The organism is Myxococcus xanthus, from assembly GCF_006402735.1.
Classification (GTDB): Bacteria; Myxococcota; Myxococcia; order Myxococcales; family Myxococcaceae; genus Myxococcus; species Myxococcus xanthus_A.
Window position 1 is genome coordinate 1865602 of the sequence record NZ_CP017174.1, and the last position, 26977, is coordinate 1892578.

The following is a 26977-nucleotide window of genomic DNA, read 5'->3' on the forward strand; positions in this document are numbered from 1 at the left end:
CAGGACCGGACATCATGCGTGACGACGCAACTCCTTCAAGCCATGTGCAGTCGAACTGGCGGCGACATGCCGCCGCGCTGTTGCTGGCGGTGCTCGCGGCGTGTGGTGGCGAGGACTCGGCGCTGGAGTCCGTGGGGCTCGACGGCGCGGAAGTCGGGCAGCGGCAGGACGCGCTGGGCGAGGTCCGACTTCGCCTGGTGGCGGCCAACACGTCCAGCGGCAACGGGCAGGACTACGACCCGGGCCACGGCATCCGCATCTTCCAGGGCACGGACGCTGACGTGGTGATGATTCAGGAGTTCAACTACAAGTCGAACTCCGCGGCGGACCTCCGCGGCTTCGTGGACACGGCGTTCGGCACGCAGTTCCACTACTACCGCGAGGGTGGGGCGCAGATTCCCAACGGCATCATCAGCCGCTACCCCATCATCGCCTCGGGCGAGTGGGATGACCCGTACGTCTCCAACCGCGACTTCGCCTGGGCGCGCATCGACGTGCCGGGCCCGAAGGACCTCTGGGCGGTGAGCGTGCACCTCCTCACCACGAGCAGCGGCAGCCGCAACTCGGAGGCCAGCAGTCTGGTCAGCCGCATCAAGGCCAACATCCCCGCGGGCGACTACCTCGTCATCGGCGGAGACTTGAACACCGGCAGCCGCAACGAGTCCGCTTTCGGCACGCTGTCCCAGGTGGTGCGCACGGCGGGCCCGCACCCGGCGGACAAGAATGGCAACACCAACACCAACGCGGGCCGCAACTCCCCGTATGACCACGTGCTGGTGGACAATGACTTGTTCGCGTACCAGACGCCCGTTGTCATCGGCGGCAGCACCTTCACCAACGGCCTGGTGGTGGATACGCGCGTCTACTCGCCGCTGAGCGACATCGCGCCCGCGCTGTCCGGTGACAGCGGGGCCTCCGGCATGCAGCACATGGCCGTCATCAAGGACTTCATCATCCCGGGCGACAGCTCGCCCGGCAACAATGCCGCCGTCACGGTGACGTCGCCCACCGGCGGTGAGAGCTGGGCGGGCGGGAGCGTGCGCAACATCACCTGGACGTCGACCAGCGTCACGAACGTGAAGCTGGAGTACACGCTCAATGGCAGCACCTGGAGCACCCTGGCCGCCAGCACGGCCGCCTCCGCGGGCAGCTACGCGTGGACGGTGCCGTCCAGCGCCACCACCACCGCGCGCGTCCGCATCAGCGACGCGTCCAACGCCAGCGTCAGCAACACCAGCAACGCGGCCTTCACCATCACCACGGCTCCGGCGGGGGGCACGGGCAATGTCATCATCAACGAGGTGATGGTCAACGAGCCGGGCTCGAACGTCGCGGGCGAGTTCGTGGAGTTGGTGAACACGGGCACCGGGGCGGTGGACCTGAGCGGGTGGACGGTGTCCGACGCGGCCAGCCTGCGTCACACCTTCCCCGGTGGCACCTCGCTGGCGGCGGGCGGCGTCATCGTGGTGTTCGGCGGCGCGGCGGGCATCCCGGCCGGCACGCCCAACGCGGTGTCCGCCTCCACGGGCACCCTGGGCCTGTCCAACAGCGGTGACACCGTCACCGTGAAGACGGCCGCCGGCACGGTGGTGGAGTCCGCGGTGCTGTCCTCCGGTGTGAGTGGAACGGATGGCGTGTCCGCCAACCGCAGCCCGGACCTGGGCGCCACGGCGACCTTCGTGTTGCACACCAGCCTGTCCAGCCTGCAGGCCTCGCCGGGCCGTCGCGTCAACGGCTCGGCGTTCTGAGCCTCCCTGCTTGAAGTGTCGCGGCCCTGCTTCCCGTTCGCGCGGGAAGCGGGGCCGTGTTGTTTCAATGGAGCCTCAGTGGTTCTCCGGCGGCGTGGGTGACAGGGGCACGCGCTCGCGCGTCTCCGCCGACAGCACGGAGGGGCGGATGATGAGGCCTTCGCCGCCGCCCGGGCCTCCGGGCGTGGCCGGGTCCCCGGGGCGCGGCGTGGGCCGGCCGTAGTCGCGCTCGTAGATGCGCAGCAGGGCCAGGAAGAAGGCCACGATGAGGGGCCCCAACAGCAGGCCCACCGTGCCAAACGCGGCCAGGCCTCCGAGCAGCGCGAAGAAGACGATGGCCGCGTGCTGGTGCATGCCGCGCCTGGCCAGCAGCGGCTTCACGATGTTGTCCACCAGCCCCACCACCACCGTGCCCCAGATGGCGAGGAACAGCGCCGCCCACGGGTGGCCGCTGAAGAACATCAGCGCCGCGGCGACCAGCACCACGATGGCGGCGCCCACGGCGGGGATGAGCGCCATGAAGAACGCCACGCCCGCGAAGAACAGCGCCGCGGGGACGCGGGCGATGAGGAAACCGACGAGCGCCGCCGCCGCCTGCACGCCCGCGGTGGCCACCGACGAGACGAGCACCGCCACGGAGACACTGCGGAACTCCCGCAGGATTTCCCCCGTCTGGCCGCGCCGAAGTGGCGAGACGCTCTCCACCCACCTCACCAGCCGCGCGCCCTCCGTCAGCAGGAAGAAGAGGGCGATGAGCATCATCACCGTCTGGAACGCGATGGAGCCCGTCGCCGCCACCGCCCCGGTGACGGCCCGCGCCGCTGTGCCGCCCTGGGTGCTCACCTGCTGTTGTAGCGTCTCGTCGAGCTGGGCCTGCTCCAGGGGGATGCGCTCCAGCAGCCTCTCTACCGGGCCTCGCACGGGGCTGGGAAGCTTGCCAATCAGTCCTTCCATCCCTTCCCGCTGCACCGTGTCGGAGACGAACTTCACGCCGTCCGACACCTCGGTGACGACGAAGGCCGTGAGACCTCCCAGGGGGAGGAGCAGGGCCAGGATGACTCCCGAGACGATGACCCCCGCCGCCAGGTTGTTGTGTCCGCGGAGCTTCCGGCTCAGCCGCGAGTAGAGGCCGTAGAAGGTTCCCGCGAGCACCGCCGCCAGGAAGAAGGCCTTGGCGAACGGGCGGACAACCAGGGCCAGCAGGATGATGGAGAGGATGATGAGGCCAGTGAACACCCGCCGGGCGGTCTGCTCGGTTGCCATACCCGTCAAGGTAGGGCTGCCATCACAGAAGGGTAGGGACGGGCGGCGCTTTTGCCTGCCCGCCTGCTGTCCTGCCAAGAAGACTTGGGCCCGGCCCCAAGGCGGCTAGAGTGGCCACGCCATGCCGCCCTTCGAATCCTCCCAATTCACTGTCTGGCTGCTCCAGGCGCTCTGCGCCGTCTTCCTGGCCATCCTCTTCCTCCAGTCTGGCCTCGACAAGGTCATCGACTGGAAGGGCAACCTGGGCTGGCTCACGGGCCACTTTTCCAAGAGCCCCCTGCGCGGCGTGGTGCCGCTGATGCTGGCCACCGTCACCGTGCTGGAGCTGGCGGCGGGCGCGCTCAGCGCCGCGGGGCTGGTGGCGCTGGTGGCCACGGGCAGCGCGACGCTGGCCTTCTGGGGCGCGCTGCTCTCCGCGGTGTCGCTGGTGGCGCTCTTCTTCGGCCAGCGGGTGGCGAAGGACTACGCCGGCGCGGGCGGGCTGGTGCACTACTTCCTGCTGACGCTGGTGGCGGTGTACGTCACCCGCCTGGGCTGAGTCAGAGCACCTTGCGCGTGGGGACCAGGGCGTTGGCGGACAGCAGTCCGGCCACCAGCGCCACGGCCACCATCAGCATGGAGAAGGCCGTGTCCACGCCGGCCACCACGTCCCGCTCCAGCAGGGATGACAGGCTGCGGAAGCCCACACTGCCGGGCACCAGCAGCATGAGCCCGGGCACCAGCGTGGTGATGGAGGGCTTGTTGCGCAGCCGGGCCAGCGCGTTGCTGCCCATGGCCAGCAGCAGCGCGCCCACGAAGGCACCCAGCTGAGCCCCCAGCAGCAGCGAGCCCAGACGGGCCCCCGCGAAGGCGAAGGTGCAGGCTCCGGCAATCCAGCCCCAGTCCCTGGGGCGCGCGCGGAAGAGCACGCACACCGCGAAGATGGCCACCAGCAGCATGGGCAGCTGCGTCCAGTCCGGCAGCGCGGGCGGCAGCGGCGTCACGGGCGGCGCGGGCAGCACCACCGACAGCCGGCTGCCCAGGGCCACGCCGAAGCCCAACTGGAGGAAGACGAGCGCCGCCGCCGTGAGCCGTGAGGTGCCGGAGATGAGGTTGCGGGTGGCCAGCTCGTTGATGGCCACCGTCAGGGACAGGCCGGGGAGCAGGACGATGAGGCCTGCAAGCGTGGCCACCTGCGCGGACAGCGGCCCCATCAGGCTCGCGGCCAGCGCGGCGACGGCGGAGGACAGGATGGCGGCCACCGGCTCCAGCACCCGGGCCGTGGTGGGCTGCTTCCGGGTGAGCACGCCCAGGGTACCGATGAGCAGGCTGCTGAACGCGGCCACCGCCATCTCCTTCAGGCCTCCGCCGAACAACCGCCCCGCGGCGCCGCCCGCGAGCGTCCAGCACAGGAGCTGGAGCGCGGGGCCGAAGCGCTCGGGCTGCGCGAGGATGGCGTCCACGCGCTGGGCCCCTTCCGTCGGGGGCACCTGACCGTGGATGACTTCGTCCGCCAGCGTGTCCAGCAGCGTCAGCCGTTCCAGGTCCATGTCCCCCGGCTCCACGCGGATGAGCGAGGTGCGCAGGGCCTCCGGCGGTCCGAAGGACGAGAAGATGGACGTGGGTGTGGAGAAGAAGCGCCCCTCCAGTCCGAAGCGCTCCGACACCCGCTGCATCAGCAGCTCCAGTCGATGCGCGGGCGTGCCGTAGCGGTGCAGCGCCTCGCCCAGCCGGATGGTGAAGGCGACGGCGGGGCCCGGCGGTGGGGGATGACTGACGGCAGTGAGGAGTTCGGGAGGGACGGCCACGGCGGCGCACATGGCAGAGGCTCCAGGCCGAGTCAAACGGCAGTGGGGCACACCCCTGGCTCCAGGGGGGCCGCCCACCTGATTGGGCCCGGCGCCTCGCACCTTCAACGTCGCGGGTTCAGGTCCGCCTCCTCCTGGGAGTTCCGCCCATCAGAGCGTTTTTCCTGAATCCTCCAAGCGGGTTGTTTCGATGTGGCCCGCGCTGACGCTGGAGGTGTCGGACGCTGCCTGATTCGAGCTCCCTGTGCCGCCAGGCGCTTGCTGTTCCTCTCCCTGGAGCTTTTCCTGGAGTTGCCCACGGAGCTGGGAGACACCTTCTGTCGCGCGGCGCTTCGCGGGCTCGATGAGCTTGCGCTCCTTGCCGGTCACCGGCAGCAGGGCGGACGCCAGAATGCCCAGCGTGAGGCCTCCCACGGCCAGGAGCAGGGGTTGCTCATCCACCGTGCGGTTGAGCCAGTCGGAGGTCTGATGCTGGACGGCTTCACGCGAGGGAACCCGCTCGCGCGCATGTGTCGCCCGCTCCCGGGCCATGTGCACGGCGCCCGTGGTCCTCTCCCGAATCGCGCTGGCTTTGTCGAGCGCCTTGCCCTTCACCTCATGCGCCTTGTCGCTGTCGCTGGCCTTCATGTCGGTGTGGGGGCCTTCGCTGCCAGCCCCGGCGCGCAGGCCGTCATGGCGCCACCGTTCGTCTCTCCTCCATGCGAGCTCGCTGTCCTGGCGCGCCGCGCGTGTGGTGAAGGCCTTGCGCATCAGGGCCGAGCCAACGCCCGCTCCCGCGAGGGCGCCGAGCAGGCTCCAGCCCTTGGGCGAGTCGGCCCGGTCCTTCAATTCCATGCTCTGGTGCATCACTGTCTCCCTGGCCTGCGTCTTGAGTTCCGTGGCTTTCTCCACGGCGGCCTCCTTCGCGTGCTGTTTGAGCGCGGTGGCCTTGTGCGTGGCGGCCTCACGGGCGCGTTCCTTCAGCCGGTCGGGTTCGGCCTTCCGGGCCATTTCGCCCGCGAGTTCGCTCATGCGTGCCCGTGCATCTGCGATTTCATGGAGTGCGCGCTCCTGCTCGCCCATCGCCCATCCTCCTTGAGGGTTTGAATCGTTCGTTCAGGCCCGTGGACCCGCTTCATCCGATGGCGCCCGCTCCAGGCCATGGCGCCGCCCACCGCGAGCAGCACCGCCGCGACGATGAGGAGGGAGGCCCAGAGAGGCAGGGCATCGGCCAGCACCGCCACCAGGAAGGCGACAAAGGTGATGGCCCCTAGCAGCAGCACCCCGCCGCCGCCTGTCAGCAGGCCCGCTCCGGCAGATGCCTTCCTTGCCTCCGTTCGCAGCTCGGCGCGCGCCAGGGACACCTCGGCGCGGACCAGGCGGCGTGCCTGCTCGGTGAACTCGGAGAAGAGCGCTCCGAAGCCGCCTCCGTCCCGGTGGGGAATCGTGGGTTCCATGCTGGACGCTCCCCTCAGGACTTGATGAGCCGGCCGAGGACGAAGCCCGCGGCCACGCACCCCGCGATGAAGAGTCCGGGCCGCTCGCGGACCTGTGTCTGGGCATCCGCGAGCAGCTCTTCGGTGGTTTCGTTCTCCAGTCGGTCGGATGTGCGGCGAAGCAGCCCCGCCGCGCTGCCGAGCAGCGGCCGGGCCACTTTCGCCTCGTCTCTGTCCGAGATGCTCTCCAGCGTGGAGACGAGTCCCCGCATTCCCTTGGCCACGTCACCCCGGCGGCTCTCGACCTGGCGGTAGAGATGCTCCTTCGCGGCGCTGCCCAATTGCTTCGCCTGCTCCTTGCCGGCCTGCCCGATTCCGGACGTACCGGACTCGCCACGGGCGATGCGGGAGCCCTCTTCCGAGCGCTGTCCGTACCCGCTGCCTTGGATGCTGCCGTCAATGACGCTTCCCATGCTGACTCCTTCAGGTTCCGAGGGGGGAAACTGTCGCGGGGGCTTCACAGGTCATCGTCCCCGCGTGCCTTCACCTCAGAAGGTAGACATGCTGCATGGCTGGCCTGGACGGAGACTGGTACGCAGGCAGGGTGGGCGGTGGAGGGCGCGGGCGAAGGTGGGTGGAATGAGAGAGGACGTGGGTGGATGGTGCGCAAGCAGCGGACCCCGAGGTGGCTGGAAGCGGCACGGCGGAGGGGACCGGAGGACGTGCAACCCGCTGGACGGTCGGACTGGTTGGCGAGGGCCCTGGGGAAGGCCGGAGTGATGCCTCGCGCCCAGGCGGAAGCGGCCATCCGAGAGGGACGGGTGACGCTCGATGGGCGGGTGGAGCACGAGCCCTTCGCGCCGGTGCGTCCGGGGATGGAAGTGCGGGTGGACGGGCTGGCGCGGCACCTGGAGGCGCCCGTGTTGGCGCTGATGTTCCACAAGCCAGCGGGGCTGGTGGTGCACGGCTCGGACGCGGAAGGCGTGGGCACCGTGTTCGAGTGTCTGCGTGAGCGGCTCACCCATCCGCTGCGCGACTATGAGTGGCTCGCGGTGGGCCGTCTGGATCGGGACACCACGGGGTTGCTGCTCTTCACCAACGACGAGCGTCTGGTCCAACACGGGACGTCGCCCGAGCGGCACCTGCCCAAGCGCTACGTGGCGGGCGTGGTGGGGCCGCCGCCGGAGGATGCGCTCCGCCGGCTGCGTGAGGGCCTGGTGCTGGAGGACGGCCCGACGCGGCCCGCGGGTGCCCGGTTGCGCGCGCCGGACGTGGTGGAGCTCACCCTGACGGAAGGGCGCAACCACCAGGTGAAGCGGATGCTGGCGGCGGTGGGTCATCCGGTGCGGACCCTGCACCGCGAGGCCGTGGGCGGCGTGACGCTGGACGTGCCCGAGGGCGCGTGGCGGTTGCTGACGGACGAGGAAGTGTCCCAGGGGTTGTCCTTCTCCGTTTCCTGAGGCCGCGCCCGCCGCGTGTAGACTTCGGGGCCATGGACGATTCCGCGGCCCGTGAGCGTGGCGGCTTCCCCGCTCGGGCCTTCTGGCTCGGTGTCTTCGGCGTCACGGCGGCCTTCAGCCTCTTCTGCCTGGGCGTCGAGTACACGCCGGACTCGCTGCACTACCTCTCCGTGGCGCGTGGGCTGCTGTCGGGCTCGGGGTTGTCGGGCACGCTGCTCGCGGTGGACACGGCCATGCCCCGGCCGCTGGACTTGTGGCCGCCCCTGTTTCCCATGGCCTGGGCGGCCCTGTTGTGGCTGGGGCCGGATTCGGCGGTCGTCACCCTGCACCTGCTGTGCTTCGCCGTGCTCGCCGCGGCGCTCTTCTCCATGGCTCCCGAGGGGCAGGGCGCGCGCTACATCTGGACGTGCGCGGTGCTCATCGTCCTCTACCGTCCCTTCGGGCACGTGGCGGCGGCGGCGTGGTCCGAGCCCCTGTGCGTCGCGTTGCTCGCGCTCGCCCTGGCGCGGGAGGTCCGGGGCGCGGACAGTGCCGGCTGTTCCTTCCTGGTGGGGGCGCTGCTGGGCCTGGCGGTGCTGACTCGCTACGCGGCGCTGTTCGTCCTGCCCGGGCTCCTGTTGTGGCGCTTCGTCCGGGCGCGTGAGGCGGGGGGGCCGCGGCGGCATGCCGTGCATGCACTGGCGCTGGGCGCGGGGCTCGGACTCGTGGTGGCGCCGTGGTTCGTCCGGAACGGTGTGTTGTTCGGCAGCGCCATGGGGCCGCCGAGGGCGCCACGTGGCGCGGGGCTCGTGTCCTCGCTGCTCAGTGGGGTGGAGACCCTGTTGGGGGAGGCGTCCTTCGGCGCGTTTGGTGTGCTCTGCGTGGCGGCCACGGTGTGGCTGCTGCTGCCCGCGCTGCGCGGTGTTCGAGGGGAGCGCCTGCCGGATGCATCGCTGGAGCGGCTGCGGCCCGCGGCGCTGATGGCCATGTCGTATGTCGCGGGCCTGTTCTGGACGGCCACCCGCACGCAGATGGACACGCTGGATGGCCGGCTGCTGGCGCCGCTGGGCGTGGGGCTGGTGCCGGTGACGGCGGCGGTGTTGGTGTCGCTCGTGGAGCGTTCCCGGTTGATGTCACCTCCGGTGCTCATCATCACCGGCGTGGTGGTGGTGGCGGGACACCTCTGGGCGCCGCTGCACGCGCGCGTCCGTCAGCCCCGGCAAGGGCTCCATCACCTTCGCGAGCGCATTGCCCCGCTGCCGGCGTGGGTAGAGGCCCACGTCACCGAGCGGGACCTGCTCCTGGGGCCGCAGCTCTGGTGGGTCCATCCCTTCTCACGTGCCCCCGTGGTGGCGGATGGCTACCCCGAGCGAGGCTTCCTGACGCGGCAGACACTGGGGGCCTACCTGCGGCGGCACGGCGCCGCCTACGAGCGCTTCTTCTGGTTCGATACCAGGCCTCCGCCCGTCGACGCGGCTGCCTTCGAGGCCGTCGAGGTCGCCCGGTTGGAGACGAACGCCTACTGGTCCACCGTGTGGAACGCCGTCTGGGAAATCCGTCCCGTGGGCCGCGCGTCTCCCGTGGACGGACGCGAGGCGGTCCCCGCGCCGTAGGCATCCTCCGCGTGGGCCTCAGCGCTCGCGCGCCGCGACGGCCTCGACGAGGCTCCGAAGGCCCTGGGCCAGCGCCAGACTGGTGGGGAGCGGTCGGCCGAGGAGGCTCGGTACGCCGGTGGCCACCTGGGCGGAGTTGGTGAAGACGCAGGCGCTCACCTGCGCGAGCTGTGCGAACGAGAAAGGCCGCTCCACGATGGGCAGCGTCCCCACATGTCCGGCCTCCAGAAGCACTTCGCGGATGATGCCGGGGAGACACGGCGCGGACAGAGGCGGCGTGACGAGTACCCCGCCGCACTGGAAGAAGACGTTGGCCGTGGGCAGCTCGCAGACCTCGCCGGCCTCATTGCCGAGCAGGGGCAGGCGCTCCATCACGCTGTACTGCCGGAAGTAGGCGAGGCCTTTGTGATTCAGCGTGGACTCGCCGCGGCGGTAGGCCCCCGGCTCCTGACTGTCCAGGGCTCGTCCCTCGCGGTGCATCCGCTCCAGGTCTGGGGCGTGTTCGCGGAAGGTGAGCAGCACGTGGCCATCACTTGCCGACAACTTGCCCACACCTCGGAACGTGGGGCCCATCGCGGCGTCGGCTCGCAGGCAGCGCTCAATCGCTTCGCGCACCGCGGCTTCAGCGAGGTGCTCCGGCGGTGGCGAGCGGACGGCGCCGGGGAAGGCGGCCAGGCTCGCGCGCAGCCGCGCCAGGTGCCGGGCGAGGAACCAGGGCTCGCCGGCCTCGATGCGGAAGGTGGTGAAGAAGCCCGCGCCGAAGAAGAAGCCCTGCGCGAAGTCCCGCAGGTGCAGTTCTTCCCAGCGCCGTACCTCACCGTCCACCGCGACCGTGGAGAACATGGCGGCCTCCCGTGCGCTCAGTGCGCCGGCTCCAGGAAGTTGGCGAGCAGTTGGGGCCCCTGGGGCGTGAGGAACGATTCGGGGTGGAACTGGACGCCTTCCAGGCGCGGCAGCTCGCGGTGCTTGAGGCCCATGATGAGCCCATCCTGCCACGCCGTCACTTCCAGGCACGCCGGCAGGCTCTCCGCGTCCACGACCAGGGAGTGGTAACGGGCCGCGGTGAAGGGGGCGGGCAGTCCCCGGAAGACGCCCTGGCCCGAGTGCTCGATGGCCGCCGTCTTGCCGTGCACGGGCACCGGTGCGCGCACCACCTTCGCGCCGAACACCTGGCCCAGGCACTGATGCCCCAAGCACACCCCGAGCACGGGCACCCGCCCGCCCAGGGTCCGGATGACGTCCATGGACACGCCAGCTTCGTGGGGCGTGCAGGGACCGGGCGAGATGAGGATGTGGTCGGGCCGGAGCGCTTCGACCTGCGCGACAGTGATGGCGTCATTGCGCACCACCTTCAGCTCGGCGCCCTGGGCACCCAGCGCTTGCACGAGGTTGAAGGTGAAGGAATCGAAGTTGTCGATGACGAGAATCATCCCGGCCTCCCCACCGATGCCAGGGCCAGGAGCTGCGAGCGCGCCTTGTTGAGCGTCTCCTTGTATTCCTGTCGGGGCTGCGAGTCGTGGACGATGCCGCCTCCCACCTGCGCGTAGGCCTGGCCGTCCTTCACCACCAGCGTGCGGATGACGATGTTCAAATCCAAATCACCCGTGAAGGACAGGTACCCCAGCGAGCCCGTATAGAGCCCCCGCGCATGTGGCTCCAGCTCGGTGATGATTTGCATCGTGCGTATCTTCGGCACGCCCGTAATCGTCCCCCCTGGGAAGAGCGCGCCCACCACGTCCAGCGGCTCCACGCCTGGCGCGAGCTGGCCGACGACCTCCGATTCAATGTGGAGGACGTGGGCGTACTCGACGATGTCCATCAGCTTCGTCACCTCGACCGAGCCATAGGTGCACACCCGGCCCAGGTCGTTGCGCTCCAGGTCCACCAGCATGGCGTGCTCGGCGCGCTCCTTCTCGTTGGTGCGCAGCTCGTGGACGAAGCGCGCTTCCTCTTCGGGCGTGCCCCGGCGGCGCGTTCCGGCGATGGGCCGCGTGGTGGCCCGGCCGTTCTCCACGCGCACCAGTCGCTCCGGTGATGCGCTGACGACGTGGAAGCCGTCACCTTCGAGATAGCTGGCGAAGTGGACGGGGTTGATGGCGGACAGCGTCTCGTAGAGCGCGAGCGGCTCACCGGGAAAGTCCACCTCCAGCCGCTGTGAGAGATTGACCTGATACGTGTCACCGGCGCGGATGTACTCGCGCACGCGCTCGACCGCGTCCAGGTAGGCATCGTGGGTGAAGTTGGAGCGATACGCCGAGGTGGGCCCATCCATCGCGGGTGGCACGCGTGGCGCAGTGGGCGTAGCGGTGCGGACGTGGGCCTCCAACGCGTCCAACCTGCGCTCACAGTCCTCCCAGTCCGAGCCCGTCGCCACCGCGAGCAATTGGCCCTCGTGGTGGTCCACCGTCAGGAAGGTATCGATGAACGCCATGTCGATCTCAGGCAGGCGCAGGTCGTCTCGTGGGTGCCGGGGCAGGGACTCGAAGCAGTGCGCGGCCTCGTAGCCGAAGAAGCCCACCGCGCCGCCGCAGAAGAGCGGCATTCCGGGATGACGGACGCCACGCCACCGGCGCAGCATCGAGCGCAGTACCTCCAGCGGCGTGCCCTGCTGGAGCGCGCCGTCAATGAAGCACTGTCCCTCTTTCGTGGTGAAGCGCAGGAAAGGCTTCGCGCCGAGGAACGAATAGCGCCCCTCGGCGCTGACCCGGGTGCTCTCCAGCAGGAACCGGCTTTCCGCTGGGAGGGCTCGCAGGAGGTCCACGGGACGCAGCGCTCCGAGCGGGAGCCGCCGCACCACGGGCACCTGGTTGTAGCCCTGGGCCACGAACGTCTCGAAGGACGTCCGGTCCGGGAAGCGCGTGGGAGAGGGCGGGCGGCTCATGTCGAGGCGCTTGATACCAGGAACGGCGGCGGCCGCCGCCTGGAAGGAACTTTCCGTCCAGGCCGCCTCGGCGATGGGCCCCCCTTGGGCAGGGCGTCACGGTGGACTGAACGTTCCGTCCATGCCGCCTCGTTCCATGGGCCCCCCTTGGGGAGGGGGGCGCGGTGGAAGGAACGTTCCTTCCACTCCACCTCGTCCGGGGGCGCCCTGTAGTAGGCAGTGCGGTCAGCGTGAGCCGCGTTCCCGCGTGCGGCGTGCCTCCTTGAGGATTTCGTCCTCGGAGAGCTGGTCGGTGCGAATCGCGGAGCGGTCTGCCTTCAGCTGCTGGACCTTCCCCTCGCGCAGGACATGGAACTGGCCCGGCTTCTGGCCGGGGAGGCGGGTTTCGGCGTCGATGCGGGCCTCGGTGAACATGGGCTTGAGCTTCTTCAGGGCGTTGTCTTCCTTCACCCCGCCGACGAACCAGGTGCGCACGTTCTCCCGGCACTTGTAGTCCAGGTCTCCCGGGCTCTGCGTGCCCAGCATGACGCCCACACCCGCCGAGCGCGCGCGCTTGAGCAGGTTCTCCATCGGCTGCTTCGTCGCGGGCTTGCTCGTCGCGGGCAGATAGATGTCGGCTTCGTCGAAGAGCATGACGGCCTGGAGCTTGGATGCGGGGTGCTGGCTGGTCCAGCGGTTCGCCTCCAGCAGCAATTGAGACACCCAGAAGCGGACGCGGCTGAGGTCTCCCAGGTACTTTGTGCTGATGATGCTCAGTCGCGTCTTGCCCGGTGTGCTCGCGGCGCCGAGCCCAAGCAGTTCGCTGATATCCAGACGTTCTCCACCCGTTGCCAGCAGGGGGCGGAGGTCGAGCCGGAGCACTTCGAGGTCCTGGGCGAGCTTGGCGAACGTCTTCGTCGGAAGGCCCCCCGTTTCCTGCCGGAGCGACTCGTCCTGCTCCGCGACGAACTTCTGGACCATCTCCAGGGTCAGTTCAGTGCCCGGAGGCCGCTGGACCAACAGGCGCAAGGCCTGCGTGAGCAGCGCCCTGGCTGCCTTGTCATTGGGGCTGGTCTTGTATTCGAGCATGCCCGCGATGGCGTCCGCGGCCTGCTGCACGCCCTGCTCACGCTCTTCCGGCGACAGGCTTTCAAGGCCGCGTGGAATCACAGGGATGGCCAGCGGCCGTCCGTCGGAGCGGCCCGGCGTGTAGAGCGCGACCTCGACGCGCTCGCGCAGCAGGCGGCGCCGCTCGATGAGGGCGGGGTCGTCCAGATGTTCCTCCCAGGAGAGGTCGCGCGCGTACGCGGCGAGGTCTCCCTTCCGGTCGACGAGGATGGCGGGCACGCCTCGGAGGAGCAGTTGCTCCAGGACGTTGAGCGCTAGCGTCGTCTTCCCGCTTCCCGTGGTGCCCAGGAAGGCGCTGTGGCGGGTCAGCTCAGAGGGGTCCACGGTCACCACCTGGCTGAACACACCTTCCGAGGAGCCAATCCGCAGTGGCCCCGTGAGTGTTTCCGAGAGAGGCGGGGCGGAGGGGCTCTCGTTGCCCCTGAAGCCGATGGGGGGCTTCATTCCCTGGGGCGGTGTCACGGTGCGGCCCGTCAGCATCGGCGATTCGATGGTGATGTCCTGCAACGGGTCATCCGAAAGGGATTCGGCCCGGCCTTGCCTGGCCCCCTGGGCGACGATGGGCTCGCGGGCGGAGCGCACGTCTCTGGCCTCCAGTGCGCTCGTTCCGGCACGGGCGGGAGGGGTGGACTTCGCTCCCGAGAGGACTTCGGCCGGGACAGGCGTTCCATACGGCAACGTCGGTGGGCTGTTGAACAGCTCCGTCTGTGCCTTGGTTGCGGTGCTCCGGGCTCCGACATTGGCCGTCGGGACACCCGTGCCACCCTTGGGCGTGGTGTCCGGCTTCTCCAGCCCCAGGATGTCGCCCACAGACTTGAGCCGGGTGATGGGGCGAGCCGTCCGGCTCCATTCCAGGAGCGCGGCTTCACCCGCATGCCTCTCACGGAAGGTGCGCAGGGCCATGAGGTCCCGAAGCTCCGTGTCTCCGACGACGACCCGGCGCCCGCCTTTGCGGAGCAGCGCGCCCAGTTGCTCGGCGACGACACCGCCGGGGCGGGCCGGAGGGAAGTCGGTGGTCCGCACAATCACAGGTGTCTTTCCAGAGGCTTTCTTGAGCGCTTCGGTCATCTGCCTGCCGAGGCCGCCGCCACGCGAGTCCCTCTCACACAGCGCGACGAGGAGCTTGCTCCCCTCCGGGTGGGCCTGGACGTCCAGCATCTCCTTGTCCTTGGGCTTGACGTCGAAGCGCTTCGCGTCTCCGAGCTCCCTGCCGCCGGCTTCAATGGCCCAGGCCAGCAGTTCCGCGACATCCGCGGGCTCTTCGGGCGGGTCAATTCGCAGGGTGGCGCGGAAGTCCGTCCACAGCTGGTCCATGTCCGGCTTGGAGGCTTGGGGCTGCTGAGCCACATGTGGCTTCGCCATGCCTGGTCCCTGGGGGCGCTGCAGCGGGAAGCTGGCGGGCAGCTTGCCATCTTGGATGGCGCGGTCGCGGTAGCGGCGGCACTCATCCAGGACGTCACGGGCGCGGTGTCCGCCAAGCGCGTCGAAGCCGTTCGCCGGAAGGGGCCAGGTCGGGTCCGACGCGGAGACCGTGAAGCCTCGCTGTTCGAACAGGGCTTGCAGCCGCCGCGCCGCGAGGTCCCTGGCCGTATCGGCCGTCACCGTCCGCTCCAGCGTCACGGGCTCGGGGTCGTTCTCAATGCGATCCACCGTTCCTTGGTTGAGCAGGGGCTTCATCTTCGCCCAGTAGTCGGCGAGGCAGCAGAAGACCACGACAGCGCGAGGCACCTTGCTCGCGATGGCAGCGAGGCTGTTCATCGCGCGCCGGAAGGAGCTCTCCATCTGCGGGCGCTGCTCGAAGTCGCTGACGTCCTCGACCTGGTCGACGCAGAGCACGAGCGCCTGGCCCAGGCCGCCCATCAGCCGTCCCAGGTGTTCCACCATCCGCGCCGGCGCATCGTCGGCGGTCCGGGGGATGAGGTTGCCGATGACGCGCTGGTCCGCCTCGGACAGCTCCTCGCAGCGCAGCCAGTGGAAGATGCGGCGGTTGAGCCGAGGGTCTCTTCGATGCAGGTAGATGAGGGCGCGCAGCAGGTCGACTTCCACTTCCCGGAAGCGAGGGTCCAGCAGCAGCTCGTCCGCCACGGCCCGGATGGTGCCGTGCAGCTCTTCATCCTCCAGAATCTTCTCGTCCTGCAGGTGCAGCACGAACGCGCTGTTGCACTGGGCCATGAGCGCGTCCGACAGGTGCATCAGCCCGCTGTCGTCATCGCCTCCCGCCCGAACGAACGGCTTGTCCAGGGAATCGATGAGGTTGGACAGGATGTAGCGGTCGTACTGTGTCGCATCGACGGTCATCGGCATGTAGCCGACGAAGCCCTTCCGCTGACCATGCGCGAGGTTGCGGAAGGCGCGCACCAGGTGCGTCTTGCCGCTGCCGGATTCGCCGAGCAGGAGCAGCAGCTTGCCGGCGCTCGGGGGCGTGTCCGAGGAAGCCTTGTCGAGCAGCCGCTTGAAGGAACGGCGAGCCGGCGCGTTGAGGGCCTCTACGTCGAACGGGTCCGCCTGCCAGATGTGCTGGCCCTGTTCGACGCTGGTGAAGACCTCGCGAGAGTCATCAAGGAAGATCTCGAGACGGGGGTCGTTGGCCACGGGGCGCTCCTGGGTTCGGGCTAGACGACAACGAAGTGGAAGCTGGCGCCGAAGGACCGGACCTCGGACTCGGCGATGTCTTTCGGATCCATGGCGGACACGAGGTCCGCGCGCGTCAGCGACAACAGGCGGGTCCGGTTGGCCTCCAGGAGCGCCGCGTCGAATGCCTCGCGGGTGCTCCACTCCGGCTGGAGGGCCTTCCACACGTGGGAGATGAAGACCTTGTTCTCGCCGAAGCGGCCCGTGGGAAGGGCGCGGGCGACCGACAACACGCGCTCGGCGAAGGCGGCCGGAGAGGGAGGGGCGCCCGGCTTCGTGTCGGCCCCGTCGTCGCTGCGGCGAGGGATCGCGGTTTCATCCGGCGCGGTGCCCTGTGTGGCAGCGCCTGCCCCAAACGGCGTCGAGGCCGTGGCCGCCGGGCTCGTTGACGCACGGGCTGCTGGCTTGTCCTCGGAGGCGCCGGCGTCCTGTGCAACAGCCCACCGTCGCAGCAGGGACAGGCGCACGGCCTCCGCATCCACGCGGGGGGCGCCAGCCGCACGTGCCGCGAGCTGCTCCACGCCCTTGCGCGGGTCCGTCGTTTTCGCGTCCAGCATCTGCCCGAGCAGGTGGGCCTGCACCGCGCTCAGGGTGAAAGGCCGGTCCGTCTCGACGCCGAGCTGCCGCCACAACAACCGGTCCCGCGTCTGCGCCAGGGTGAGGCCTTCCTCGGCGTCCAGTCCATGCTGGCGCTGAAGCGCGGCGGCGCGCACGCCGTCGGCGCCCTTCATCCGCGCCACCACCGCCTTCGATGGCGGCAGGTCCAAGCTGCGCGCCACCAGGTGCGTGGCCTTCAGCTTCTTCCACGTCAGCCCGCGCGGCGGCTGGTCCAACTGGAGGAAGCGCAGCACCTCTGTCCGGCCCTTGGGCGTCAGCTCCAAGCCGCTGCGCCCGCGCACCGCCACGGTTCCTCCGCCAAGCAGCGCCTCCATGAGCGCCTCGAAACGGAGCTTCCATTCCGCACGGCTGAGCTGATGCTCCACGAAGGGCCGGAGCGCATCATCCAACTCCTTGCGCGTGCCGCGCCGCTCGCTGCGCGTCATGAGCCAGGACAAGGCAATGCCTGACAGCCGGTGGTCAGCGCTTCCCATTCGATGCTTCCTTCCCGGTGAACTCACCCCTGCGGGTGGCAATCAACGTGTCGAGGGTTTCAAGAATCTCTTCCAGTCGCGTCACCACGTCGTCCGCGAGGAAGCGGACCACCCAGTAGCCCGAGCACTGGAGCGCAACGTCCTTGCGCCGGTCTCGGCGGAAGCCGTCGGGGCTGCGGAAGTGGAAGTAGCCGTCGATTTCCACGGCCAGGTTCAGCTCCGTGCAGAGCAGGTCCACTTCCAGCCTCCGGCCACCTCCGACCGGGTCCACGTGGCCATTGAGGACGAAGAGGCCCCGAGTGGAGGCATGGTCCTGGAGCCGGGCGTGCAGGAACTTCTCCGCCTCGCTCCGGGCGCGGCCATTGGCGTCCCGGTAGGCCGAGGCGATGGTGCGCACCGCCGAGTCGTAGAGCGCGACGACCTGTTCGGACGAGCCTTCCTGCTGGAGCCGGACGCGCGTGGACGCCACCGCGGCATCGGGGAGTTCGCGGGTGTCTTCGTCGAGCTCTGGCTCGGGCAGGTCCAGCCGGCCTTCCCGCAGCATGGCGAGGATGTGGGACTCCTCCCTCCGGAGGTGCTCGGCGAGTACCTCGGCGGCGAGCACGCAGCCCGTCGTGAGCGCGGGGGCCGCGGTGCACAGGGCCGCGGCGGTGCGGAGCGCCCGGAAGTCAGAGGGGCCGGCCCGCACGCGCAGGGCCGGCGTGCTTCCGGCGGGGACCAATGCCATCAGCGCCTGGAGGGCCGGCAGCGGCGCGCGCGCAATGGCCTGGCTCACCGCGTCTGGAAGCGCACCGGACGGCGGCGGGGCCGGGCTCTCCAGCAGGGCCCGGCACAGCTCCCAGGTGGCGGACTGTCCCTGCGGGGGCGTCAGGCCTTCCATCAACACCTGCAGTTGGTGCGCCGTCTTGCCTCGGAACTGGAGCGTCCGTGCCCGGTTCGGCGGCTGGGAGCGAACGACGAACGCCTCCGCGTCACCCAGCAGGTCCCGTTCCCTGGCGAGCGCCGCCGCCCACGCGGAGACGACGGCGCGCACGTCATCCCCGTCCACGATGACGACACTCAGCCCCCGGCGGTGAATCCACTCCGTCCAGACGGTCAGCGCCCGTTCCGGCGGCCCGACGAGCGTGCTCAGCGTTGCAATGCCTTGCGCGCGTCTCCGGGCATGCCGGTCCAGTGAGTCGAGAAGCGCTGCATCCAGTCGTGGCTGCAAGCCATTTCCCCCGAGGTCGCGTGGTGGTCTGCCATCGCGGAGGGTTGGAAGCCTGCTCCTCTCATGGACTCCGATGCAACCCCGGGGGGAGGTATGGACAGATGAGAGTGATTGTGCTCGGGCGAGTCAGGCATTACATCCCGAGGTCTTCCGGACCCCCGTGCTTGCAATGTCTGTCGCCCGTGCAACAGCTCACACTTCCTCCACGCCCAGCGCCGCGCGCAGCTCGGGCATCCGGGCCAGGGGCACCGCGCCGAAGACGAAGCGGTCCGGCCGCACCACGGCCACGTCGGCGCCGTGCTCCCGGAACCACTCGGACAGCCTGCCGGTGTGGTCCTCCACGCTGTCGTCGCCCAGTCCCGGGACACCCGCGGAGCGCACGGTGACGGCGCGGGCACCCAGGGACTCGGCCAGCTCGCGGGCCACCTCCGTCCCCGGGCTGCGGCCACGGCTCAGCACGGCGAAGCCGGAGCCCAGGCTGTCGTCCAGCAGGTGCTCCTCACCGGACGCGCGCCGCACGCGAGGTTGGGGAAGGTAGCTGCCTTCAGCGGCCTTCCGGCCCGAGCGGCGGCCGCCCAGCAGCCAGCCTTCCTCGATGGCGGGCGCCGGCTTGAAGCGGAACCCCTCCACGAAGCGGCGCGCGGCTGGAACGGCCTGGAGGCCCCGGAGCACGGTGTCCCGGACCCACGCCATGGGCGTGCTGCGCGCGGTGAACACGGAGCCCAGTCTCGCGGTGGCTTCCAGCAAGGCGCGCACGTGCGGGCGGCGCTCCACGGCGTAGGTGTCCAGCAGGGCCTCGGGGGCGCGGCCCTGGAGGACCCACGCCAGCTTCCACGCGAGGTTCGCCGCGTCGCGCAGTCCGGACACCAGGCCCTGACCCATGAAGGGCGGCAACAGGTGGGCCGCGTCTCCCGCCAGGAAGGTGCGGCCCACGCGCCAGCGCTGCGCCACCACCGAATGAAAGCTGTAGAGCTGCGCGCGCTCCACCGTCACCCGGTCCGGATTCACATAAGGCCCAATCAAGCGGCGAATCGTGCCGGGCTGCGTCATCTCCTCGCCCGTCTCGCCCAGGCGCAGGCGGAACTCCCAGCGGAACCGCCCCAAGGGACCGCGCCCCACGAAGCCGGGGCGGGCCGGGTCGCAGACGACATGACATTCGGCGGGTGCGTCTTCCTCCGCCACGGTGCCGGAGATGGCAATCCACGGCTCCTGGCCGCCGCGTCCTTCCATGGGGATGCCCAGCAGCGCGCGCACCGTGCTCCGCCCGCCGTCGCAGGCCACCAGGTAGCGGGCGCGCACCCCGTGCCGGGCACCGGACGTGCGGTAGCGCACGGTGACGCCCGCGCCGTCCTGTTCCAGCGATTCCACCTCGGTGCCCGTGCGCAGCTCGGCGGCGGGGAAGCGGGAGAGGCCCTCGCGCAGGGCCTTCTCCAGGAGTGGTTGGTGGAAGAACCAGATGGGCGCGTGGCCGTAACCGAAGTCCACCTGGCCCAGTTGGACCTGGGCAATGGGTTGGCCGCCCACGCCGGTGAAGGTGACGTGCCGGCCCTGGCGCAGGTCGGGCTTCAGCGCGTCGAGCAGGCCCGCGGCCTGGTAGATGCGCAGGGCCTCGTCGTCACAGGAGAAGGCCCGGGGTTGGCCATGCGGCGCGGCCTCCCGTTCGAGGACGAGCACTCGCACGCCCTGGAGTCCCAGGAGGTTGGCGGTGAGCACGCCCACCGGCCCGCCTCCCGCGATGACCACCTCCACTTCCTCGATGTCGGCCGACATGGACTTCCCCCCGGAAGCAGGTCCGCTGCGGGGAGAAGTCTAACGTCCTTGGCCGCCCGCGGGGAGGATGGGCGCGGATTCGCGGTAGATGCGCAGCGAGTCCGCCACGCTGTGGCGATATTCGAAGCCCGTGGCGTCCAGGAAGCGGCGGTTGTCCACGACGATGGGGAAGCGCAGGTGGTCCAGTGCGCCCATCGACAGGCGGGGGAGGCCCGCCCGGCCCAGCAGCATCGACAGGAGCGGCGCGGGCAATGGCACCGCCGTGCGACCCGTCTCCCGGACGATGACGGACAGCGGAATCGGCGGAGGGCCCGCCACGTTGAAGAGGCCCCGGACCTGCTTCTCCAGCGCCAGCGTCAACGCCGTCACCACGTCTTCCTCCTGGAGGACGTGGAACAGCGGGTCGTACCCGAGCACCAGCGGTACGCGACGGCCCTTGAGGAAGGAGGACAGCGTGCCGGTGCCGGGAGCCCCCAGCGTGTAGGGCAGCCGCAGCACGGCCGTCGTTATCTTCGGCAGGCGCCACAGCGCGGTGGCCGCGTACAGGTCGGCGGCCACCAGGTCCGCCAGCTCCGGAATGGCCTCCAGCGCGCGGGGTGGCTCGTCCTCGGAGTGGTACAGCGGCGAGTCCGGCGCCGCGCCGTAGAAGGTGTGCCGCCCCACGAAGAGGACCTGCTTCACGCCGTGGGCCGCGCAGTGGTCGAACACCGCCTTGGTGCCGTCCAGGTTGATGCGTCCACGCTCCTTGCCCGGCACCGTGAACGCGGTGACGGTGGCCATGTGCACCACGGCTTCGGGACGCCAGCGGCGGAAGACGTCCTCCGCGGCGCGCTTGCGCACGTCGCCCCGGTAGACCTGGATGCCGGCCTCGTTGGCCTCGGGCCAGGGGCGGGTGTCGATGCCCGCCACCTGATGTCCGCGCGCGTGCAGGTGCAGCGCGAGCTGGCGGGCAATGCCTCCGGAGATGCCTGGAATCAGCACCCTCATGGCAGCAGGTTCCTTCCAATCCGCCGGCTGTGCCGCTGCGCGCGGCCGCGCTCGATGAGCCCCGCGATGCGCTGCTTCACCTTCGCCACATAACCCTCGATGACGTGGTCCTCTTCATCCCCCGTGCCCTGGAAGACGAGCGGCTCGCCGTAATGGATTTCCAACTGCACCGGCAAAGGCAGCGGCAACAGGTAGGGCGTCAACGGGACGTAGGGCACGCCGAGCAGCTTCCCCAGCGTGTACGCGTTGAACACGGTGGGGACGGCCGAGCCCCCGCCCAGGAACGCGAAGGGGATGATGGGCGAGCGCGTCTGCAGCGCCAGGCGGACGAAGCCGGTGCCGAAGTCCACCAGCGAGTAGCGCTCGTTGTAGAGCTTGGCCGTGCCACGCGCGCCCTCGGGGAAGATCATCAGCAGACGGTCATCCTCCAGCAGCCGCTTCGCGTGTTCGGGCAGCCCGATGAACTGGCCGGTGCGGCTGGCCCACAGCGAGGACACAGGGAAGTTGTGGAGGAAGCGCTCCACCATGCCCTGCGCCAGCCGGGGCGGGTCCATCTCCAACATGGTGGACGTCAGCACCATGGCGCCGTCCACCGCCACGCCGCCGGAGTGGTTGCCCACCAGCATTCCGCGGCCCCGCGGGGGGATGTGCTCCACCCCGTAGCAGCGCACGCGGAAGTAGTACCGGTAGATGGCGCCAAAGACGCGCAGCGCATGTTTCACGTGAGACTTGGAGATGCCGTACGGGTCGACGCCGTATTCGTTGAACGGCAGTTCCAGCCGGTCCACCCGGGCTTCCAATGAGTCGGTCAGGGCCACGGGGGCACCGTAGCACCCCGACGTGCCCAGCCCCGCCGCTTTCCACACCGGGTTCGTTGGGCACCCGCCGGGTGTTGAGCGATACTCGCCCGCGCTCCCCCCAGCCCCCCATCCATGACACACCAGGACGAGCTCGCCATCGAGGTGAAGGGTTTGGTCAAACGTTTCGGCGACGTCACCGCCGTGGACGGAATCGACCTGGACATCCGCCGCGGCGAGTGCGTGGGCCTCCTGGGCCCCAACGGCGCGGGGAAGACGACGACCGTGGAAATCCTCGAGGGCCTCCAGACGGCCACCTCGGGGGAGGTGCGGCTCCTGGGTTTGCGCTGGGAGACGGATGCGCCGGTGCTGCGAGAGCGCATTGGCATGACGCTCCAGGAGACGCGGCTGGTGGACCAGCTCACGGTGGAGGAGATGGTGCGGCTGTTCACCTCCTTCTACCCACGCCCCCTGGAGGTCGAGGCGCTCATCGGGCTGGTGCAGCTGGGTGAGAAGCGCCATGCCCGGGTGGGCAAGCTCTCCGGTGGCCAGAAGCAGCGGCTGGCGCTAGCGCTGGGGCTGGCGGGCGACCCGGACGTGCTCTTCCTGGACGAGCCCACCACCGGGTTGGACCCCCAGTCGCGCCGCGCGTTGTGGGACGTGGTGGCGCAGCTCAAGGCGCGCGGGCGCACCGTGGTGTTGACCACGCATTACATGGATGAGGCCGAGGTGCTGTGCGACCGGCTGGTCATCATCGACCGGGGCCGGGTGATTGCGCGCGGGACGCCGCGGGACATCATCACCTCGCTGGGCGCGGAGCAGGTCATCGAGCTGGAGGCGGAGCCGTCGCCGGACCTGGAGCGGCTGCGTCCCCTTCCCGCGGTGGTGGCCGCGCAGCGGCACGCCGGCCGCATCACCCTGCGGGTGCGGGAGCTGCACCTGGCGTTGCCGGAGGTGCTGCGCGAGGTGGCGGCGGGGGGCGGCCAGTTGCTGCACCTGTCCACCCGGCGGCCCACGCTGGATGATGTCTTCATCGACATGACGGGCCGCTCCCTGCGCGAGTCCGCGGAAGAGAAGGCTGCCTGATGAACGCCCTGGGCCAGCTGGTGTTGATGCGGCTGCGCATGTTGATGCGGCAGCCGGAGGTGCTGTTCTGGACGTTCATCTTCCCCGTCGTCACCACGCTGTTCCTGGGGTTGGCGTTCCGGAACGACTCCCTGGGCCCGGTGCGTGTGGCCGTGGCGGAGGGGCCGGGCGCACCGGCGCTGATGGCGAAGCTGGAGGGTGTGCTGGAGCTGTCGGCCGAGGTCGCGGACGAGGCGTCCGCCCGGCGGCGGCTGGCGCGCGGACAGCTCTCCCTGGTGCTGCTGCCGGGCACCGTGCCCGAGGCGCTGGTAGACCCCAGCCAGGCGGAGGGCCGCACCGCGCGGCTCCTGGTGGAGCAGGCGCTCGCCGCGCCGGAAGACACCGCGCGTCCCGCCGTGGTGAAGGCCACGCCGGTGTCGGAGCCGGGAAACCGCTACGTCGACTTCCTCATCCCCGGCCTGCTGGGCCTGTCGTTGATGTCCAGCAGCCTGTGGGTGGTGGCGGGCTCGCTGGTGGCGATGCGCGGAGGCAAGCTGCTGAAGCGGCTGGCCGCGACGCCCATGAGGCGCTCCCAATTCTTCCTGTCCTACATGCTGGCGCGCGCGGGGTTCGCGCTGGCGGAGGTCCTCTTCTTCTGTGCCTTCGCGCGCTGGCTCTTCGGCGTGCCGATGTTCGGCAGCTACTTCACGTTGACGCTCGTGGGGCTCGCGGGTGCGCTGTGCTTCGCCGCGCTCGGCGTGCTCGTGGCCATCCGGGCGCGGACGGAGGAGGCGGTGGGCGGGCTCGTCAACCTCGTCTCGCTGCCGATGATGTTCGTCTCCGGCGTCTTCTTCGCGTCCGGGAACTTCCCCTCTTGGTTGCAGCCCGTCATCCGCGCCTTGCCGCTCACGGCCATCAATGACTCGCTGCGGGCCGTCATGCTGGAGGGCGCGGGCCTGGCTTCACTGGGTGCGCCCATGTTGGTGCTGGCCGCGTGGACCGTGGTGCCACTGCTGTTGGCCCTTCGTTGGTTCCGCTGGACGTAAAGGAGCGCTGCTTCGTGTCACAGCCCGTTTCCGCGCCGTCCCCCGCCTTCGTTCAGCAGCTCAACTTCCACGCGCGAGACGCCAGCAACGAAGCGGCGGCACTCCAGGCCGCCTTCGCGCTCGGCCTCTTCGGACACCTTCCGGAGACGGGCTCGGGCGAGCCGGTGTCCCTGGATGCGCTCGCGAAGCGGGTGGGTGGCACCTGGCGAGGGACGCGCTCCGTCGTCGAGCCGCTGGTCGCGTTGGGCTTCGTCCACCTGGAGGACGGGCGGGGGTATTCGTTGCCCGCGTCGACCGCGGCCTTCCTCCGGGATGAGGCGTTCGTTGCCGGGCTGCGCGAGGCGAGGCGTTGGTGGCACCCGCTGGCGCTGCTGCCCCAGGCCGTGCGCGGTGGCGGCCCCGTGGAGTGGGACGGGGAGACGTGGGACGTGCTCGGGTGGTACCGCGCGCTGTTCCTGTCGCCCCCTCCGTCCACCCCGAGCGCCGAGGCCCGGGACTTCCATGACCGCTTCGCCCGCAACCCCGCGCGCACGCTGGCGTTGGTGACGGCCGCGGAGCTGGACGTGCTGGTGAAGCTGGTGCGCGGGCCTGTGCCGCTGGACGTGCTGGCGCGGGAGGTGGGGGCGTCGGCGGAGGCGCTGGAGGTGCTCCTGGGCGCGCTGGCGGCGATGGGCATCGTCCAGGCACAGGAGACAGGCTGGGGCTTCACGGAGGCCGCGGGCCGGGCGCTGGACGCCCAGAGCCTTCCGTACTTCCAGCGGGCGCTGCCGGCGACCATGGCCTACTGGGAGGCGCTGGGGCACCTGGACGAGGCGGTGCGGGAGCAGCGCTTCCGGTTGGACTTGCGCGACCCGGAGACGGCGCGCCGCATCTACCAGGAGAACGCCTCGCGCATCTCCAGCATCTTCGCTTCGCACCTGCGGCTGAGCCGGCAGGCCGCGGCGCTGGTGCGGTCGATGCGGCCATTGGCACAGGCGCGCGTGTTGGACGTCGGCACGGGCTCGGGCGTGTGGGGCGCGGCCTTCGGGTTGGCGGACCCCACCACGCACGTCACGTACCTGGATTCGCCGCACGTGCTGGACGCGGTGCGCCCCCACCTGACGAAGCTGAAGCTGGAGGCCCGTTCCGAGCTGTGGGCGGGGGACTGCCTCTCCGTGGACTACGGCGAGTCCCGCTACGACGTCATCCTGCTGCCGCAAATCATCCCCGCGCTGCCGCCCTCGGAACTTCCGAGCTTCTTCGCTCGGCTGGCCCGGGCGCTGAAGTCCGGGGGCCTGCTGCTCATCTCCGGCTATCTGCTGACGGACCGGCGCGATGGTCCGCTGGACGCGCTCTACTTCGCGCTGCGCCGGTACGTGACGAACGAGGGCGACGTGCTCTCCCTTCCGGAGTTCCGCGCGCTGCTGTCGCCCGTGGGCCTCACGGAGGCTCGCGGCTTCGACATGCCCATCCAGCAGGTCGTCATCGCTCACCGGGGCGACGTCGCGTGGGCGGAGCCCGTGTCGTCGCGTTGAGCTTCCGCGTCAGGCCGCGCTCTTTCGGGAACTGTCCGGAGGCGGCGCCAGCGTCGTGGGCAGGGGCACGCCAGGGCGCGCGGCCAGCACCAGTTCCTGGGTGGGCAGGGGAATACACACGCTGGAGGACAGCCCCACGTCCGCCAGGAGCTGGCCGTACTCCGAGGCGGACAGCAGGTCCCCCTCATTGGTCATGAAGCGGCGCAGTCCGAAGTAGAGGTGGTCCAACGGGCCATCTCGGCGCTCGTCGAGGACGTACTCCGCGATGACGAGGACGCCGCCGGGCCGCAGGGCGCGCGCCACGCGGGCGAACATGCCTGGAAGGTCTTCGGGCCGCAGCACGTTGAGCACCTGCGGGAGGATGATGAGGTCGAAGTCCGCCTCGCCGAAGTCCTGGGTGAAGAGGTTGCCTGGCCAGAAGCGCGCGCGGTCCGACACCTTCAGCGCCTCCACGTTGCGGCGCACCTGCTCCAGCACCACCGCCTGGTCGAAGTAGGTGACGTGCGTGGTGGGCGTGGCACGCGCGAAGGCCGCGCCCCACACACCCGAACCGGTGCCGATGTCCAGCACCTGGGCACCTTCCAGGGCGCGGGCTTGGGCGACCGTCGCGGCGGCGCGCCGGCTGAGCTGGAAGTGCGAGGCGAACACTGCCGTAATCTGGCTCGAGTTGTCCGCGTAGAAGCGCTGGCTCACCTCCGGGTCCTTCAGGTCCAGGATGAAGCGCTCCTCGCGCACCGTCTCATCCAACCGGCCCAAGGCCTCCCAGTACCGCTCGGACACGGACAGCGAGCGCAGCAGGTAGGGCAGGGCCTTTCCGCCCAGGAGTTGCCGGGCCTCGTCCGTCAGCCGCCACGTTGCTCCTTCCTGCTGGGCGATGCCGAGCTGCTCCAGCAATGCGACCAGCAGCGACAGTCCCTCGCCGCCGAGCCCCGTGGTGGCTCCCAGTGTCTGCTCGGTATGCGCCTGCGAGGACAGGGCCTCCAGCAGCCCCAGCCGGCCCGAGGCCAGCAGCACCTGCATGCGGAGGGCGCTGCGCGCGAAGCGGTCGAAGAAGTCCTCGGCCTCAGGTGAGGGCCCCGGTGCGGGAGCCGTGAGGAACAGCGCGCGGTAGTGGCCGAGCACGTCCCAGCTCGCGCCACCGTGCGCCACCGGTCCGCCTTGTTTCACCGCCTCGTCCAGCCGCCCACCAGCGTCCCACCATGGATGCTGGGCTTCGAGCCGTTTCCGGAAATCCACGTCGCGCAGGAACGCCGCGGCGGTGGGAATGAGCGCCAGCTCGCGCGCGTCGTCGAGATGGACGAAACCCAGGCAGACGAGCAACTCCGTCAGCGCCCGGGTTCCCCGGTGTGTGCACTGGATGCGCCGTGCCAGCTCCGTCATCGACACGGGCGGGGCTCCCCCCTTCACTGGTAGTGCGTCGAAGAGTCCCAGTGACAGTGCGGTGCGGAGCAGGGCCGACTCGTTCGAGGCATTGCGCGCCCAGAAGTGGAGGGACTGCGCCAGGGTGCGACGGTCGACGGTCATCGATACCTCGTCCGGGGGGATTTCAGCTTCGCCCTTCACTGTCCCGGGGCGCAACCCCGGGGCGGCGGGCCCTGCGCTACGATGGCGCC

Annotated in this window: 22 protein-coding genes; 7 read left to right on the forward strand and 15 right to left on the reverse strand. The window is 70.1% G+C overall.

Annotation, left to right across the window (positions count from 1 at the left end):
- Positions 1 to 14: 14 nt before the first annotated feature.
- Positions 15 to 1748, forward strand: coding sequence for a lamin tail domain-containing protein (locus BHS09_RS07955; RefSeq protein ID WP_140788698.1), 1734 nt, complete (start codon positions 15 to 17; stop codon positions 1746 to 1748).
- A gap of 75 nt (positions 1749 to 1823) precedes the next feature.
- On the opposite strand, the gene BHS09_RS07960 is transcribed toward BHS09_RS07955, so the two are convergent.
- On the reverse strand, positions 1824 to 3011 hold the full coding sequence (locus tag BHS09_RS07960) for an AI-2E family transporter (protein WP_140797566.1): 1188 nt from the start codon (positions 3009 to 3011) through the stop codon (positions 1824 to 1826).
- Between the two features lie 121 nt (positions 3012 to 3132).
- Between BHS09_RS07960 and BHS09_RS07965 the strand changes: the two genes are divergently transcribed.
- A complete protein-coding gene (locus tag BHS09_RS07965) occupies positions 3133 to 3549 on the forward strand; it encodes a DoxX family protein (protein ID WP_140788702.1) in 417 nt (138 codons plus the stop codon).
- Position 3550: 1 nt separating this feature from the next.
- On the opposite strand, the gene BHS09_RS07970 is transcribed toward BHS09_RS07965, so the two are convergent.
- The 4 genes from BHS09_RS07970 to BHS09_RS07985 all read right to left on the reverse strand — a co-directional run bounded on the left by BHS09_RS07970 (position 3551) and on the right by BHS09_RS07985 (position 6686).
- Positions 3551 to 4810 carry a threonine/serine exporter family protein gene (locus BHS09_RS07970; RefSeq protein WP_140797567.1) on the reverse strand — a complete coding sequence of 420 codons (1260 nt, stop codon included), beginning with the start codon at positions 4808 to 4810 and terminating at the stop codon, positions 3551 to 3553.
- A gap of 138 nt (positions 4811 to 4948) precedes the next feature.
- On the reverse strand, positions 4949 to 5809 hold the full coding sequence (locus BHS09_RS07975) for a hypothetical protein (protein ID WP_140797568.1): 861 nt from the start codon (positions 5807 to 5809) through the stop codon (positions 4949 to 4951).
- Positions 5806 to 6234, reverse strand: a complete 429-nt coding sequence (locus BHS09_RS07980) for a phage holin family protein (RefSeq protein WP_140788708.1) — start codon at positions 6232 to 6234, stop codon at positions 5806 to 5808. Before BHS09_RS07980 ends, BHS09_RS07975 begins: the two co-directional genes overlap by 4 nt.
- Before the next feature lie 14 nt (positions 6235 to 6248).
- Positions 6249 to 6686 (reverse strand): hypothetical protein, encoded by a 438-nt coding sequence (locus tag BHS09_RS07985; RefSeq protein ID WP_140788710.1) that lies wholly within the window; start codon positions 6684 to 6686, stop codon positions 6249 to 6251.
- Positions 6687 to 6872: 186 nt separating this feature from the next.
- On the opposite strand from BHS09_RS07985, the gene BHS09_RS07990 reads away from it, so the two are divergent.
- Positions 6873 to 7673 (forward strand): pseudouridine synthase, encoded by an 801-nt coding sequence (locus BHS09_RS07990; protein WP_140797569.1) that lies wholly within the window; start codon positions 6873 to 6875, stop codon positions 7671 to 7673.
- A 32-nt stretch (positions 7674 to 7705) separates the two neighbouring features.
- The gene (locus BHS09_RS07995) at positions 7706 to 9265 is read left to right on the forward strand and encodes a hypothetical protein (RefSeq protein ID WP_140797570.1); all 1560 of its coding nucleotides are present in this window, start codon (positions 7706 to 7708) and stop codon (positions 9263 to 9265) included.
- Positions 9266 to 9283: 18 nt separating this feature from the next.
- Here BHS09_RS07995 and BHS09_RS08000 read toward each other — a convergent pair whose 3' ends face one another.
- The 9 genes from BHS09_RS08000 to BHS09_RS08040 form a co-directional block, all read right to left on the reverse strand.
- Complete coding sequence (locus BHS09_RS08000; protein WP_140797571.1) at positions 9284 to 10108, reverse strand: aminotransferase class IV; 825 nt, start codon at positions 10106 to 10108, stop codon at positions 9284 to 9286.
- A 17-nt stretch (positions 10109 to 10125) separates the two neighbouring features.
- Positions 10126 to 10695 (reverse strand): anthranilate synthase component II, encoded by a 570-nt coding sequence (locus tag BHS09_RS08005; protein ID WP_140788718.1) that lies wholly within the window; start codon positions 10693 to 10695, stop codon positions 10126 to 10128.
- On the reverse strand, positions 10692 to 12146 hold the full coding sequence (locus tag BHS09_RS08010; RefSeq protein ID WP_140797572.1) for an anthranilate synthase component I family protein: 1455 nt from the start codon (positions 12144 to 12146) through the stop codon (positions 10692 to 10694). Before BHS09_RS08010 ends, BHS09_RS08005 begins: the two co-directional genes overlap by 4 nt.
- 225 nt (positions 12147 to 12371) lie before the next feature.
- Positions 12372 to 15845: a helicase HerA domain-containing protein gene (locus tag BHS09_RS08015; RefSeq protein ID WP_140797573.1), complete on the reverse strand. Its 3474-nt coding sequence runs from the start codon at positions 15843 to 15845 to the stop codon at positions 12372 to 12374.
- A gap of 20 nt (positions 15846 to 15865) precedes the next feature.
- Positions 15866 to 16975 (reverse strand): hypothetical protein, encoded by a 1110-nt coding sequence (locus BHS09_RS08020; protein ID WP_140797574.1) that lies wholly within the window; start codon positions 16973 to 16975, stop codon positions 15866 to 15868.
- Positions 16962 to 18185 carry an endonuclease domain-containing protein gene (locus BHS09_RS08025; protein ID WP_140797575.1) on the reverse strand — a complete coding sequence of 408 codons (1224 nt, stop codon included), beginning with the start codon at positions 18183 to 18185 and terminating at the stop codon, positions 16962 to 16964. The genes BHS09_RS08020 and BHS09_RS08025 overlap by 14 nt, the downstream gene beginning before the upstream one ends.
- 192 nt (positions 18186 to 18377) lie before the next feature.
- On the reverse strand, positions 18378 to 19955 hold the full coding sequence (gene mhpA, locus BHS09_RS08030) for a bifunctional 3-(3-hydroxy-phenyl)propionate/3-hydroxycinnamic acid hydroxylase MhpA (protein ID WP_140797576.1): 1578 nt from the start codon (positions 19953 to 19955) through the stop codon (positions 18378 to 18380).
- 39 nt (positions 19956 to 19994) lie between these two features.
- Positions 19995 to 20942 (reverse strand): SDR family oxidoreductase, encoded by a 948-nt coding sequence (locus BHS09_RS08035; protein ID WP_140788726.1) that lies wholly within the window; start codon positions 20940 to 20942, stop codon positions 19995 to 19997.
- On the reverse strand, positions 20939 to 21760 hold the full coding sequence (locus BHS09_RS08040) for a 1-acyl-sn-glycerol-3-phosphate acyltransferase (RefSeq protein WP_174259221.1): 822 nt from the start codon (positions 21758 to 21760) through the stop codon (positions 20939 to 20941). The genes BHS09_RS08035 and BHS09_RS08040 overlap by 4 nt, the downstream gene beginning before the upstream one ends.
- A 114-nt stretch (positions 21761 to 21874) precedes the next feature.
- On the opposite strand from BHS09_RS08040, the gene BHS09_RS08045 reads away from it, so the two are divergent.
- From BHS09_RS08045 to BHS09_RS08055, 3 genes are read left to right on the forward strand one after another with little or no spacing between them, the layout of a single operon-like run.
- Positions 21875 to 22825: an ABC transporter ATP-binding protein gene (locus tag BHS09_RS08045; protein ID WP_140797577.1), complete on the forward strand. Its 951-nt coding sequence runs from the start codon at positions 21875 to 21877 to the stop codon at positions 22823 to 22825.
- Positions 22825 to 23850, forward strand: a complete 1026-nt coding sequence (locus BHS09_RS08050) for an ABC transporter permease (protein WP_140797578.1) — start codon at positions 22825 to 22827, stop codon at positions 23848 to 23850. Before BHS09_RS08045 ends, BHS09_RS08050 begins: the two co-directional genes overlap by 1 nt.
- A gap of 14 nt (positions 23851 to 23864) precedes the next feature.
- Positions 23865 to 25364, forward strand: a complete 1500-nt coding sequence (locus BHS09_RS08055) for a class I SAM-dependent methyltransferase (protein ID WP_140797579.1) — start codon at positions 23865 to 23867, stop codon at positions 25362 to 25364.
- Positions 25365 to 25373: 9 nt separating this feature from the next.
- On the opposite strand, the gene BHS09_RS08060 is transcribed toward BHS09_RS08055, so the two are convergent.
- Complete coding sequence (locus BHS09_RS08060) at positions 25374 to 26888, reverse strand: class I SAM-dependent methyltransferase (RefSeq protein ID WP_140797580.1); 1515 nt, start codon at positions 26886 to 26888, stop codon at positions 25374 to 25376.
- Between the last annotated feature and the right edge of the window lie 89 nt (positions 26889 to 26977).

Bases quoted from the DNA above. Each gene is read 5' to 3' on its own strand.
- BHS09_RS07955 (WP_140788698.1), top strand. From the start codon at position 15: ATGCGTGACGACGCAACTCCTTCAAGCCATGTGCAGTCGAACTGGCGG.
- BHS09_RS07960 (WP_140797566.1), bottom strand. From the start codon at position 3,011: ATGGCAACCGAGCAGACCGCCCGGCGGGTGTTCACTGGCCTCATCATC.
- BHS09_RS07965 (WP_140788702.1), top strand. From the start codon at position 3,133: ATGCCGCCCTTCGAATCCTCCCAATTCACTGTCTGGCTGCTCCAGGCG.
- BHS09_RS07970 (WP_140797567.1), bottom strand. From the start codon at position 4,810: ATGTGCGCCGCCGTGGCCGTCCCTCCCGAACTCCTCACTGCCGTCAGT.
- BHS09_RS07975 (WP_140797568.1), bottom strand. From the start codon at position 5,809: ATGAGCGAACTCGCGGGCGAAATGGCCCGGAAGGCCGAACCCGACCGG.
- BHS09_RS07980 (WP_140788708.1), bottom strand. From the start codon at position 6,234: ATGGAACCCACGATTCCCCACCGGGACGGAGGCGGCTTCGGAGCGCTC.
- BHS09_RS07985 (WP_140788710.1), bottom strand. From the start codon at position 6,686: ATGGGAAGCGTCATTGACGGCAGCATCCAAGGCAGCGGGTACGGACAG.
- BHS09_RS07990 (WP_140797569.1), top strand. From the start codon at position 6,873: ATGGTGCGCAAGCAGCGGACCCCGAGGTGGCTGGAAGCGGCACGGCGG.
- BHS09_RS07995 (WP_140797570.1), top strand. From the start codon at position 7,706: ATGGACGATTCCGCGGCCCGTGAGCGTGGCGGCTTCCCCGCTCGGGCC.
- BHS09_RS08000 (WP_140797571.1), bottom strand. From the start codon at position 10,108: ATGTTCTCCACGGTCGCGGTGGACGGTGAGGTACGGCGCTGGGAAGAA.
- BHS09_RS08005 (WP_140788718.1), bottom strand. From the start codon at position 10,695: ATGATTCTCGTCATCGACAACTTCGATTCCTTCACCTTCAACCTCGTG.
- BHS09_RS08010 (WP_140797572.1), bottom strand. From the start codon at position 12,146: ATGAGCCGCCCGCCCTCTCCCACGCGCTTCCCGGACCGGACGTCCTTC.
- BHS09_RS08020 (WP_140797574.1), bottom strand. From the start codon at position 16,975: ATGGGAAGCGCTGACCACCGGCTGTCAGGCATTGCCTTGTCCTGGCTC.
- mhpA (WP_140797576.1), bottom strand. From the start codon at position 19,955: ATGTCGGCCGACATCGAGGAAGTGGAGGTGGTCATCGCGGGAGGCGGG.
- BHS09_RS08035 (WP_140788726.1), bottom strand. From the start codon at position 20,942: ATGAGGGTGCTGATTCCAGGCATCTCCGGAGGCATTGCCCGCCAGCTC.
- BHS09_RS08045 (WP_140797577.1), top strand. From the start codon at position 21,875: ATGACACACCAGGACGAGCTCGCCATCGAGGTGAAGGGTTTGGTCAAA.
- BHS09_RS08050 (WP_140797578.1), top strand. From the start codon at position 22,825: ATGAACGCCCTGGGCCAGCTGGTGTTGATGCGGCTGCGCATGTTGATG.
- BHS09_RS08060 (WP_140797580.1), bottom strand. From the start codon at position 26,888: ATGACCGTCGACCGTCGCACCCTGGCGCAGTCCCTCCACTTCTGGGCG.